The sequence below is a fragment of the Xanthomonas sp. NCPPB 1325 genome, from assembly GCF_041477645.2.
GTDB lineage: Bacteria > Pseudomonadota > Gammaproteobacteria > Xanthomonadales > Xanthomonadaceae > Xanthomonas > Xanthomonas cannabis.
Genome location: NZ_CM192985.1, coordinates 3,289,830 through 3,301,919, shown reverse-complemented (window position 1 = coordinate 3,301,919; position 12,090 = coordinate 3,289,830). Strand labels below are relative to the sequence as shown.

Below are 12,090 nucleotides of genomic sequence, written 5' to 3'. Positions count from 1 at the left end.
TGATTCGGGATTTGGGATTCGCAAAGGCGCGGTCCCGTCCTTCGAATCTTCCCGTGAGGCTGTGCTCAGGGGCTTGTGTTGAACCTTGCTGTGCCATCGAGTGCCGGGATTCGTCAACGTGCGGCCAAGCCGCCGTTGCGAATCCCCATTCCCGAATCCCGTCCGGCGCGCGCAGCGCGCTGGATCAATGCGTACGTTCGACCGCGTAACGTGCCAGTCCGCGCAAGGCGGCCACCGCCGGGCTGTGCGGCAGGCTGTCCAGCGCGCGTTCTGCGGCGGCGGCATATTCGGCCGCGCGCGCGCGGCTGTAATCCAGGCCGCCGGTGGCGTGGATGGCGGCCAGCACCTCGGGCATCGCTGCTGCATCGCCTTGTTCGACGATGGTGCGCAGGCGCTGCTGGGTGGGCGCGTCCGAATGCGCCATGGCGTGGATCAGCGGCAGCGTGGCCTTGCCTTCGGCCAGGTCGTCGCCCAGGTTCTTGCCCAGGTCGGCTGCCTCCGCGGCGTAGTCCAGCACGTCGTCGGCAATCTGGAACGCAAAGCCCAACTGCATGCCGTAGTCGTACAGCTGCTGCTGCACCGCGGCGTCCGCACCGGAGGCCAGTGCGCCCAGGCGCGTGCCGGCAGCGAACAGCACCGCAGTCTTGCGCTCGATCACGCGCAGGTAGGCGGCTTCGTCGGTGTCGGGGTTGTGCACGTGCAGCAGCTGCAGCACCTCGCCTTCGGCGATGCGGTTGGTGGTGTCGGCCAGGATCTGCATCACCTCCATGCGGTCCAGCTCCACCATCAACTGGAAGCTGCGCGAGTACAGGAAGTCGCCGACCAGCACGCTGGGCGCGTTGCCCCACAGTGCGTTGGCGGTGCTGCGGCCGCGGCGCAGGTCCGACTCGTCCACCACGTCGTCATGCAGCAGCGTGGAGGTGTGGATGAATTCGATGATCGCCGCCAGTTGGTGGTGCTCCGGGCCAGAGCCGCCGGCGGCGTGGCCGGCCAGCATCACCAGCATCGGACGCAGGCGTTTGCCGCCGGCGGAGATGATGTGATCGGCGATCTGGTTGATCAGCACGACGTCCGAGGCCAGGCGGCGACGGATCAGTGCATCGACCGCCGCCATGTCTGGCGCGGCGAGGGACTGGATCTGGGGTAGGCCCAGCACGGTGGGGAGGTCTTCGGCGATGGTCATGCGCAGGCGTTCGTGATGTGCATCGATTATAGGTGCCCGGGCCGGATCCGTCCCGCCGGACCCAACCGGTCGCTTCACATTTGCGGCCCCTGTGGCCGGGCCGGCCCCCGCAAAGGCCCGCCTGGGCTGGATTTCCGACCCCCGGCAGGGCGCTCGCCCGGCAGCGCCGCGCGGCAACCTGCCACGACCGCCGACAGGCAGGTGCGGTAACATTGCCGCACAGACATTCATCGTTGCGCGCTCCCGGCGCCAGCGCATCATCTCGGAAGCACCTATGGCCCGCGGCATCAACAAAGTCATCCTCGTCGGCAACCTCGGCAACGATCCCGACACCAAGTACACCCAGGCCGGCATGGCCATCACCCGTGTGAGCCTTGCCACCACCAGCGTGCGCAAGGACCGCGACGGCAACAACCAGGAACGCACCGAGTGGCACCGCGTGGTCTTTTTTGGAAAGCTGGGTGAAATCGCCGGCGAGTACCTGCGCAAGGGCTCGCAGGTGTATGTCGAAGGCGAGCTGCGCTACGACAAGTACACCGGGCAGGACGGCGTGGAAAAGTACAGCACCGACATCGTCGCCAACGAGATGCAGATGCTCGGCGGCCGTGGTGAAGGTGGCGGTGGTGGCATGGGCGGAGATCGTCCGCAGCGCTCGCAGGCCCCGCGTCAGCAGCAAGGCGGCGGCGGTGGCGGGCAGGGCGGTGGCGGATACGGCGGTGGGCAGGGCGGCGGGCAGGATTACGCGCCGCGTCGTCAGCAGCCGGCCCAGCAGCAATCGGCGCCGCCGATGGACGATTTCGCGGACGACGACATCCCGTTCTGAGCCGCGTTGTCGCCCTCGTCATCCGGAAGGCCCGCCATGTGCGGGCCTTCTGCATTCAGCGTCATCGGGAACCAGGCGTCACCGGCTGGCGGGACGGGTCGCTGTCCAGCAGCGGCTGACGTTGTCGGCGAAGCAGCGACCGGACCGGCGCCTGCTCACGCCGATGTGCGATCCCGCCCGCTTTGCTTGGCGCGGTAGAGCGCCGAATCGGCGTCGTGCACGATGGCGTCCGGCGTCTGCGGTGTTTCGCCCGGTTCGAAGGTCGCGGCGCCCACGCTGACGGTGACATGCGCGCTGGTCGGGCTGGACAGATGCATCAGGCCCAGGCCGGCCACGGCGCTGCGCACGGCATCGGCCAGGCGCAACGCGCCGGCGGCATCGGTATGCGGCAGGATCATGCCGAACTCTTCGCCACCGTAGCGGGCCGCCACGTCTTCGCTGCGGCGCGAGCAGGCCGCGATGGCGCCGGCAATCAGGCGCAGGCAGGCATCGCCATTCACATGGCCATAGGTGTCGTTGTAGAGCTTGAAGTGGTCCACATCGATCATCAGCACCGATAACGGCGACTGCTGGTGCACGGCTTCGCGCAATGCTTGCGACAGGCGGTAGTCGAACGCGCGCCGGTTGGCGATGCCGGTCAGTGCATCCACCCAGGCTTCGGAGCTGAGCTTGGCCTCGTTGCGATGCATGCGGCGCAGTTGCAGGTCCAGCCAGATGCCCACGCCCAGCAGCACGATGCAGCCGAGTGCGGCAATCACGATCCGCTGGGTTGCTGCCTGCCGCCAATTGGCCAGCGCATCGTCCACCGACACACCCGTCAGCACGGTCAACGGATACGGGCGCGCCGGAGCGAAACTGGAGATGCGCTCCACGCCGTCGATCGGCGAACGATAGGTCGCAGTGCCGTGCTTGCGCGCGCGCATGGAGACGTAGATCGAGGTGCCCGCGATCGAGGTGCCGATGACGTCGTGTTTGTCGGGCCGGCGTACCAGCACGATGCCATCGTCGTTGGTCATGCCGATGGTGCCGTTCGGGCCGACTTCGAAGGTGCTGTAGTAATTCTGGAAATACTTCAGCTGCAGCGTCACCAGCACCACACCGGCAAATTCGCCATCGCTGTCGTTGAGCCGGCGACTGAGGGTCATCACCCAGCTGCCATCGGAACGGCTCCGCACGGGTGGGCCCGCCAGCGACAATGCATCGCGGTGGTCGCGGTGATATCTGAAATAGGCGCGGTCGGCGTTGTTGTGGGTGCGGGGCGTGCTGTCCAGCGATGAGCTGACCCAGCTGCCGTCGGCCGCATAGATGAAGATGCCATGCAGGCGGTCCGAGCGCCTGGCCTCACGGACCAGAAACTCGTGCATCGCCGAGTGCGCGCCGTTGTTGCCTTGATCGTGTTCGACCCGCGAGACCAGGCCCGACAGCACCGCGTCGGCGATGGACAGGGTGTCGCTGGCATGCTGAGCCAGCGAATTGGCCAGATTCAACGACTGCGCCTCGGCGCTGCGCAGGGCGCTCGCGCGCTCCTCGTGGATGGACCAGTACTCCGAACCGAGCAGCAGTAGCCACGAAATGGTCAGCACGAAGTGCAACGCGATGCGTTGTGCACGTTGGCGCCACCGCTTGGTTGTTGACGTCACTGTGGCTACCTGTATGGACACCAGGGCGATGCAACCGGTGTGCCAGCCTACGCGTGGCCGCAGTGGCAACCGTGTGCAGTCGCGCAACCACAGCGCCGATCTGTGATTGGCAGCGCACTGCTGCGCTGCAGTCCGCTTGCCACGTGCGGCCGTCACTCGGTGGTGCGCATCAGCATCCGGCGTGACCGCCGTTGCAGTGCAAGCCAGCTCGACTGCATCCGCATCACGGTGCGCGTGGTATTCCGGGAGTCGATTCGTTATCCGAGGAGCTCTCATGCGCGCCATTCGTCTCTCGCAACCCGGCGGTCTGGATGCATTGCAATCAGTCGATGTGGCCGACCCGGGGCAGCCCGCACGTGGACAGATCCGTGTGCGTCTGCATGCCAGTTCGCTCAACTTCCACGACCTGGGCATCGTGCTCGGCCAGATGCCGACGGCGGACGGACGCATCCCCATGTCCGATGGCGCCGGGGTGATCGAAGCGGTCGGCCCGGACGTCAGCGAGTTCGCAGTGGGCGACCACGTGGTGTCCACCTTCTTTCCGTCCTGGCTGGACGGCGAGCCGCTGCATGCGGGCTTCGCCACCACCCCGGGCGACGGGGTCGATGGATACGCGCGCTCGGCGGTGGTCACCGCTGCGCACGCGTTCACCCATGCACCGGCCGGCTACAGTCATGCCGAAGCCGCCACCCTGACCACGGCCGGCGTCACCGCCTGGCGGGCCCTGGTAGCCAATGGTGGCCTGAAGGCAGGCGACACGGTGCTGGTGCTCGGCACCGGCGGCGTATCGATCTTTGCGCTGCAGTTCGCCAAGGCCATGGGCGCGACCGTGATCGCCACCTCGTCCTCGGACGAGAAGCTGGACAAGGTGCGGGCGCTGGGCGCCGACCACCTGATCAATTACCGCCAGCATGCCGAATGGTCGAAGCAGGTGCTGGAGATCACCGACGGGCGTGGTGTGGACCATGTGGTCGAGGTCGGTGGGCCTGGCACGCTCGCGCAATCGATCCGCGCGGCGCGTGTGGGCGGGCACATCGCCTTGATCGGCGTATTGACCGGCGCCGCCGGGCCGGTGCCGACAGCGGAGATGATGGGCCGCCAGCAGCGTCTGCAGGGGCTGGTCGTGGGCAGCCGCCGGCATCAGCAGGCACTGGTGCGGGCGCTCGACAGCTTGCCGCTGCGTCCGGTGATCGACCGGGCCTACGCACTCGACGACATCGGCGAAGCATTCGCCTTGCAGAAGTCCGGAGGCCATCTGGGCAAGATCGTACTGGAGTTCTGACGCCTTGGCCCACCCGGCGATGCCGGCTCACCAACACCGGAGCCGGCACGCTGATAAAACGCACACTGCGCATTGCATCACAGCATCAGGACCGCGAGGCGTAGCGAAGAATGTCTGCGGTGCTGCAGCAACCTGCGTCGATGGCTCCAACGCCGTCGACGCTGAATGACGCGGCTTCATCGTTGCATGCAAGACACTGCGTCCGCGCATGCGCATGCGCATGCGCTGGCGCTGCGCCGTGATGAGCACGTTCCATGGATGTATGCAGACGCAACCATCGCTGCAGTTGTACGTGCCGGCACTGGACCGGTCGTTCCCCGGAGTGTGAGCAACAGGCGTCGGTGCTCACGCGCTTGTGACCGGCGGCGCTGCACATTGATAAAGAACTGAACAAGCCAGCATTGTTGGAGATGCCAGCCATGAGAGATATCAAGATGACCCGTCGCGAGGTACTGATCGCTGGCACGGCATCGGCAGCCAGCGTTGCCGCAACCCAGTCGATGGCCGCCACTGCTGCCACTGCCATGTCGCAGCGGAAGGCAGTCGAGCCGGCCAACGCCTCCAGCCAGGTTGCCTTCGAAGTCAACGGCAAGCCGGTGACACTGACCCTGGATAACCGCACCACGTTGCTGGACGCACTGCGTGAGCATCTGCAGCTGACCGGCACCAAGAAAGGCTGCGATCACGGCCAGTGCGGCGCGTGCACGGTCATCGTCGATGGGCAGCGCATGAATTCCTGCCTGTCGCTGGCGGTGATGCATCAGGGCGCCAAGGTCACCACCATCGAAGGCCTGGGTACACCGGACAAGCTGCATCCGATGCAGGCGGCCTTCGTCAAGCACGACGGCTACCAATGCGGCTATTGCACGCCCGGCCAGATCTGCTCGGCAGTGGCCGTGCTCGACGAAGTGAAGCGCGGCATCCCCAGCCATGTCACTGAAGACCTCACCGCCAGGACCCGGCTGACCACGCCGGAACTGCAGGAACGCATGAGCGGCAACATCTGCCGCTGCGGTGCGTATTCCAACATCGTCGATGCGATCAACGATGTCGCAGGAGACCGCGCATGAAGGCTTTCAGTTACGAGCGCGCCACCTCGCCTGCGGATGCGGCCGCCAAGGCGGCGCGGCAGCCCGGTGCGAAGTTCATCGCCGGCGGCACCAACCTGCTGGATCTGATGAAGCTGCAGATCGAAACCCCGTCGCATCTGATCGATGTCAACGGCTTGAGCCTGGACACCATCGAGGCCACGCCCGATGGCGGCTTGCGCATCGGGGCCCTGGTGCGCAATACCGACCTGGCCGCAGATGCACGCGTGCGCCGCGATTACGCGGTGCTGTCGCGTGCGTTGCTGGCGGGCGCGTCGGGCCAGCTGCGCAATCGCGCCACCACCGCAGGCAATTTGTTGCAGCGCACGCGCTGCCCGTATTTCTACGACACCAATCAACCGTGCAACAAGCGGCTGCCCGGCAGCGGGTGCGCGGCCATTGGCGGCTTCAACCGGCAGTTGGCCGTGATCGGTGCCAGCGAGGCCTGCATCGCCACCCATTCCAGCGACATGGCCATTGCCATGCGCGTGCTGGACGCGGTGGTGGAGACGGTCCGTCCGGATGGACAGACGCGCGCGCTGCCGCTGGCCGATTTCTATCGCGCCCCGGGCACCACACCGCATCTGGAAACCGTCCTGGAGCGCGGCGAACTGATCACCGCGGTGACCCTGCCCAAGCCGCTGGGTGGAACGCATGTGTATCGCAAGGTGCGTGACCGCGCCTCGTATGCATTCGCGCTGGTTTCGGTGGCCGCTGTCGTACAGCGCGACGGCAGCGTCCGCGTTGGCGTGGGCGGCGTGGCGCACAAGCCCTGGCGCAGCGAAGCAGCCGAGGCGCAGTCGCGGCAGGGCGCACGTGCCATCGCCGCTGTGCTGTTGGACGGCGCACAGCCCACCGAACACAACGCCTTCAAGGTGCCGCTGGTCGAGCGCACCCTGACCGCGATCCTGGCCGACACGAGGGCCTGATATGAAATTTGACACTCCCGCCGGTACCAACCCCATCGATCAACTCAAGCTCGTCGGCAAGCCCGTCGACCGCATCGACGGGCCGCTCAAGACCACCGGCCAGGCGCCGTATGCGTACGAGCACCACGACCTGCCCGGACATGCCGCGTACGGGCACGTGGTGGGCGCCGGAATTGCCAAGGGCACCATCCGCAGCATCGATCTGAGCGCTGCACGCGCGGCGCCGGGCGTGCTTGGCATCATCACTGCGCAGAACGCTGGCAAGCTGCAGAAGGGCAAGCGCAACACGGCCAAGCTGCTGGGTGGGCCGGAGATTCAGCACTACCACCAGGCGATTGCGGTGGTGGTCGCGGAAACCTTCGAGCAGGCACGCGCAGCCGGTCAGCTGATCAAGGTGGACTACGGCCGCCATGTCGGTGTGTACGATCTGGGCAAGGTACGCGACAGCGCAAAGGTCACCAAGGCCGGCGGTGCGCCGAACAGCGACGTCGGCGACTTCAACGGCGCGTTCGCCGCTGCGCCGGTGCAACTGGATGCCGAATACACCACGCCGGATCACTCGCACGCGATGATGGAACCGCACGCCTCGATTGCGATGTGGGAAGGCGACAAGCTCAGCGTGTGGACCTCCAACCAGATGATCAACTGGGGCGCCGGCGATCTGGCCACCACGCTCGGTATCCCGCGGGAAAACGTGCGCATCATGTCGCCCTATGTCGGCGGCGGGTTTGGCGGCAAGTTGTTCCTGCGCGCCGACGCTTTGCTGGCATCGCTGGCGGCCCGCGAGGTCGGCCGGCCGGTCAAGGTGATGCTGCCGCGGCCGTTGATCGCCAACAACACGACCCATCGCCCGGCCACGGTGCAGCGCATCCGTATCGGCGCCGAGCGCAACGGCAAGATCACGGCAATCGGCCACGACAGCTGGTCTGGCGACCTTCCCGATGGCGAGCCGGAAATCGCTGCGGCGCAGACGCAGCTGCTGTATGCGGGTGCCAATCGCCTGATCACCACCCGGCTGGCGGTGCTCGACCTGCCCGAAGGCAACGCGATGCGTGCCCCTGGCGAGGCGCCCGGCCTGATGGCGCTGGAAATTGCCATGGATGAAATGGCCGAGAAGCTGGAGATGGACCCGGTTACCTTCCGCGTCGTCAACGACACCCAAGTGGACCCGGAAAATCCGCAGCGCCCGTTCTCGCAGCGGCAGCTGGTGAAGTGCCTGGAGGACGGTGCCAAGCGGTTCGATTGGTCCAGGCGCAAGGCCAAACCGGCTGCTACCCGTGACGGGCGCTGGTTGGTCGGCATGGGCGTAGCCGCGGCGTTTCGCAACGCGCCGGTCATGACCTCGGGCGCGCGCATGCGGCTGGAGCAGGGCGGCCGCGTGGTGGTGGAAACCGACATGACCGATATCGGTACAGGCTCCTACACCATCATTGCGCAGACCGCCGCCGAAATGCTCGGCGTGCCGCTGAACTGGGTGGACGTGCGCCTGGGCGATTCCAGCTTCCCGGCATCGGCCGGTTCCGGCGGCCAGTGGGGCGCCAACAGTTCCACTGCCGGCGTCTACGCGGCCGCCGTCAAGCTGCGCGAGGCCATCGCCACGCGACTGGGTCTGGACCCGGCCAAGGCCGAGTTTGCCGATGGCCACGTGCGTGCCGGCGGCAAGCGCATCGCGCTCGGCGATGCCGCTGCCAACGGTGCGTTGGTGGTGGAGGACAAGATCGAGTTCGGCGACCTGGCCAAGCAGCAGCAGCTGTCGACCTTCGGCGCGCACTTTGTCGAGGTGGGCGTGGATGTCGCCACCGCCGAAGTGCGCATCCGGCGCATGCTCGCGGTATGCGCAGCTGGACGCATCCTCAACCCCAAGTCTGCGCGCAGCCAGGTGATCGGCGGCATGACCATGGGCGCGGGTGCGGCATTGATGGAAGAACTGGCGGTGGACAAGCGCTTCGGCTTCTTCGTCAACCACGACCTGGCCGGCTATGAAGTCCCGGTGCATGCGGACATCCCGCATCAGGACGTGGTGTTCCTGGAAGAGAGCGACCCGATGTCGTCACCCATGAAGGCCAAGGGCGTGGGCGAGCTGGGGATCTGCGGCGTGGCAGCGGCGATCGCCAATGCGGTCTATAACGCCACCGGCGTGCGGGTGCGTGATTACCCGGTCACGCTGGAAAAGTTGCTGCCGCATCTGCCTGCGTTGCTGCGCGCGTGAGCGCAGTCGTCGCTCCGGCCACGCATGTCACGCCGGCCGAATCGGCGTGGCCGGCATGGCCGGGCTATGCACTGCACGACGATCTTTTGCCGGTGTTGACCGCCTGGCATCGCGCCGGGCAGCGCGTGGCGATCGCCACGCTGATCGACGTGCAAGGCTCCTCGCCGCGCCCGCTGGGCAGCGAGATGGCGATCGGTGCCGATGGCCGGGTTGCCGGGTATGTGTCGGGCGGGTGCGTTGAGGCGGCAGTGGCGCACGAGGCGATGGCGGCCCTGTGCGACGGGCAGCCACGCTGGCTGGATTATGGCGAGGGCAGCGAGGTGCTGGACATCCAGCTCAGCTGCGGTGGCCGTATCGGTGTACTGGTCTGGCCGGTGCCCGATCTCGCCGAGCATCTGGCGCGCTGGCGCAACGCGCGTCAGCATCGTCGGGCATTCCATGTCGCGCTGGATCGCACCAGCGGGGCAGTGCGCTATCCCGCCACTGCGCACGAGGTACGTCCCGGCGAGTTCCTGCGCATGCATCGCCCGCCGTTGCGGCTGGTGGTGGTCGGCGCGGATCCGGCGTTGCTGGTGTTGATAACGCTGGCCAGCCAGATGGGTATCGAGCTGCGTGTGCTGCGACCGCACGGCCCGGGCGAGCCGCCCCCCGGCCTGGCGGCCGAGCACTACGACCGCCGCGCGCTCGGCGATGCCTTGAACGACGTCCAGCTGGATGCAAGCACTGCCTTGTACAGCCTTGCGCACGACAGCGCGATCGATGTGCAGGTGGCCAGCCGTGGCCTGGCATCGGATGTGGCGTGCATCGGCATCCTGGGCAGTCGACATAAACGCGAGCAGCGTCTGCAGGCATTGCGCGCACTCGGGCACGACGATGCGGCGCTGGCACGCCTGCGCCTGCCTGCTGGCTGGCGCATGGGTCGCTCCTCGCCGCACACCATTGCGCTGGGCATCATCGCCGAGGCAACACAGGCGGTGGCGGATGTGCAGGCGGGTGTGGTGGCGGGGTAACTTGTTGCGCTTCGACGCGTCGGGCGACCTGGCCCGGCGGCCAACCATGGTTGTGCACGATCCATGGATCATATGTCCCGCTGTTGCCGATCCTGCACCTGGCGGATGAGCGCTCCTCGATCCCATCACCGGCGATCGCCTGAACGCCACACGCGTTCGATCAGCCAGGCACGAGCTGCGTCGATGCATGTGGCAATCGATGCGGCCAATGCCGCAGCAAACAGCGCGCGCACAGCACGCAGTCACTCCGCACGCACGGTCCGGCTTCTACGCTGAGGTCGTCTCCACTCCGTAGCACGTCGCCATGTCACCAGCTCCTCGTTATGACGACGCATTGCGCAACAGGGTCGATGCCGCACCGTCCCGGCCGCCGCATGCCCACGCCTCCCGCGCATGCGCACGCGCCGCCGCGTCGATCACCCAGGTGCAAGCACGTCCATCTAGCGGGTCGTGCGCAACACCGAGCGTGAGCCCATGAGCGGCGATCACGCCGCATTGGTGTTGGCGGCCGGGGCAGGCAGCCGGCTGGGACGCTCCAAGCAGTTGCTGCGGCGCGATGGCGAGCCGTTGCTGCGCCGCGCCGTACGCATCGCGCTGCAGACCGCGCCACGCCGCTGCGTGGTGGTGCTGGGTGCGGATGCGGAAGCACTCGCCGACGTGCTGCAGGGGCTGGAGGTGGACGTGCTGGTGCACGCCGGGTGGGCCGCCGGCATGGGTTCCAGCCTGGCGGCGCTGCGGCAGCATGTGCAGGGCGACCCGGACGTGCGCCGCAGCCTGATTCTGGGGTGCGATCAACCGGCGCTGGACGCACCACACCTGCGCGCGTTGCTGGAAGAGGCCGACCGAGCGACCTCGGGCTGCGCCACCAGTGGCTACGCCGGCGTGCGCGGCATTCCCGCGGTAGTGACCCACGCGGCCTGGGCCGATGTGGCACTTCAGGCCGACACCGGCTTGCGCGGCCTGTTTGCCGGTCTGGATGTGCAAGCGCTTGGCTGCGTCAGCGCCCCGGCGCTGGCGCTGGATGTGGACACCCCGGCCGATCTGGTCGCCGCACAGCAACGGGGCTGGGTCGACCGGGAGTGAGACGCGATGACGGGTAACGCCTGGCGCAATCGGTCAGCCTGGGACGCACGGGGCAGATGGGCGTCGGCGCCTCAGGACCACAGCACCAGCGCTTCCCTGATCACCAGGACATAGCCCACCACCATCGCGGTCTTGACCGGAAACTGGAATTTTCTGAGCAGATACATGCCAACCCCTTCCCCAAGGATGTGTCCAAGCGCCCCTGCAACTCATGCTGCATCGCCCGCGCCCTGGTGGCGGCAGCTGTGACGATGTCCTCACTGCGTTTGGCGGAATGTAGCGGCGGGCGTCAGCGGTGTCACGTGAGAATTTTCCTACCCAGGTGCCAGTGTCCGCCTGACAGTGCCGTCATTCCCAAACCTGCATGCTGCCTATGCCAAACGCGGGGCCCTCGGCCACTCTCCCGCGGCCCCTTGAGTAAGGGCATGTTGGCGTGATTGCAGCCGTACGGCATCCCCGATGCCGGTGCCGGGCGCCTTGATGCGCTGCAGTGCACCACCGTTCCAGCGCAGCACCTACCGGCCGGAGGCCACATGGACGAGTCCCGTTATGTCGTACGCATTCACCCCGAGCAGGGCGGTTGGTGGGTCACCCGCCCACAGTGGTCGCCGCTGCGCTACCTGCGCGAGCAGGGCGCGCTGGAAAACGCAGAACTGATGGCCAAACTGCATTGCCTGACCACTGGCCAGCCGAGCGGCGTGGTGCTGAATACGGCCGACGGCGAGCGCCTGGTGCGACGTTACGGCTGAGGTTCCAACCGCAGGTCTGCAGCGCTCGTCGCTGCCGGCCTGTTCGCCAGGTGCCACTTGCGGCAGTTGCAGTGGGTCGCCACCGCGATTGCCG

The 12,090-nt window shown here is 67.0% G+C and carries 10 protein-coding genes; 8 read left to right on the top strand and 2 right to left on the bottom strand.

All coding sequences use genetic code 11. The features are described from left to right. Positions 1 to 184 precede the first annotated feature (184 nt). Positions 185 to 1,183, bottom strand: a complete 999-nt coding sequence (locus ACCQ10_RS14065; RefSeq protein WP_104579817.1) for a polyprenyl synthetase family protein — start codon at positions 1,181 to 1,183, stop codon at positions 185 to 187. A gap of 274 nt (positions 1,184 to 1,457) precedes the next feature. Here ACCQ10_RS14065 and ACCQ10_RS14060 point away from each other — a divergent pair, with 274 nt between their 5' ends. Next, on the top strand, positions 1,458 to 2,006 hold the full coding sequence (locus tag ACCQ10_RS14060) for a single-stranded DNA-binding protein (RefSeq protein WP_372361036.1): 549 nt from the start codon (positions 1,458 to 1,460) through the stop codon (positions 2,004 to 2,006). A gap of 155 nt (positions 2,007 to 2,161) precedes the next feature. On the opposite strand, the gene ACCQ10_RS14055 is transcribed toward ACCQ10_RS14060, so the two are convergent. Then, complete coding sequence (locus ACCQ10_RS14055; protein ID WP_372363127.1) at positions 2,162 to 3,709, bottom strand: GGDEF domain-containing protein; 1,548 nt, start codon at positions 3,707 to 3,709, stop codon at positions 2,162 to 2,164. A 211-nt stretch (positions 3,710 to 3,920) separates the two neighbouring features. Here ACCQ10_RS14055 and ACCQ10_RS14050 point away from each other — a divergent pair, with 211 nt between their 5' ends. The 7 genes from ACCQ10_RS14050 (at position 3,921) to ACCQ10_RS14020 (ending at position 11,996) form a co-directional block, all read left to right on the top strand. After that, entirely contained in the window at positions 3,921 to 4,928 is a 1,008-nt protein-coding gene (locus ACCQ10_RS14050; protein ID WP_184384959.1) for a zinc-dependent alcohol dehydrogenase family protein, read from the top strand. Positions 4,929 to 5,347: 419 nt separating this feature from the next. Then, positions 5,348 to 5,998 carry an aldehyde dehydrogenase iron-sulfur subunit PaoA gene (gene paoA, locus ACCQ10_RS14045; RefSeq protein ID WP_184438978.1) on the top strand — a complete coding sequence of 217 codons (651 nt, stop codon included), beginning with the start codon at positions 5,348 to 5,350 and terminating at the stop codon, positions 5,996 to 5,998. Continuing rightward, the gene (locus ACCQ10_RS14040) at positions 5,995 to 6,945 is read left to right on the top strand and encodes an FAD binding domain-containing protein (protein WP_372361035.1); all 951 of its coding nucleotides are present in this window, start codon (positions 5,995 to 5,997) and stop codon (positions 6,943 to 6,945) included. Before paoA ends, ACCQ10_RS14040 begins: the two co-directional genes overlap by 4 nt. A 1-nt stretch (position 6,946) precedes the next feature. Next, the gene (gene paoC / locus ACCQ10_RS14035) at positions 6,947 to 9,154 is read left to right on the top strand and encodes an aldehyde oxidoreductase molybdenum-binding subunit PaoC (protein WP_372361034.1); all 2,208 of its coding nucleotides are present in this window, start codon (positions 6,947 to 6,949) and stop codon (positions 9,152 to 9,154) included. After that, positions 9,151 to 10,164: an XdhC family protein gene (locus tag ACCQ10_RS14030; protein ID WP_372361033.1), complete on the top strand. Its 1,014-nt coding sequence runs from the start codon at positions 9,151 to 9,153 to the stop codon at positions 10,162 to 10,164. The genes paoC and ACCQ10_RS14030 overlap by 4 nt, the downstream gene beginning before the upstream one ends. Before the next feature lie 474 nt (positions 10,165 to 10,638). Continuing rightward, on the top strand, positions 10,639 to 11,247 hold the full coding sequence (locus ACCQ10_RS14025) for a nucleotidyltransferase family protein (RefSeq protein WP_372361032.1): 609 nt from the start codon (positions 10,639 to 10,641) through the stop codon (positions 11,245 to 11,247). Positions 11,248 to 11,780: 533 nt separating this feature from the next. Continuing rightward, the gene (locus tag ACCQ10_RS14020) at positions 11,781 to 11,996 is read left to right on the top strand and encodes a hypothetical protein (RefSeq protein WP_039414022.1); all 216 of its coding nucleotides are present in this window, start codon (positions 11,781 to 11,783) and stop codon (positions 11,994 to 11,996) included. The last annotated feature ends 94 nt before the right edge of the window (positions 11,997 to 12,090 follow it).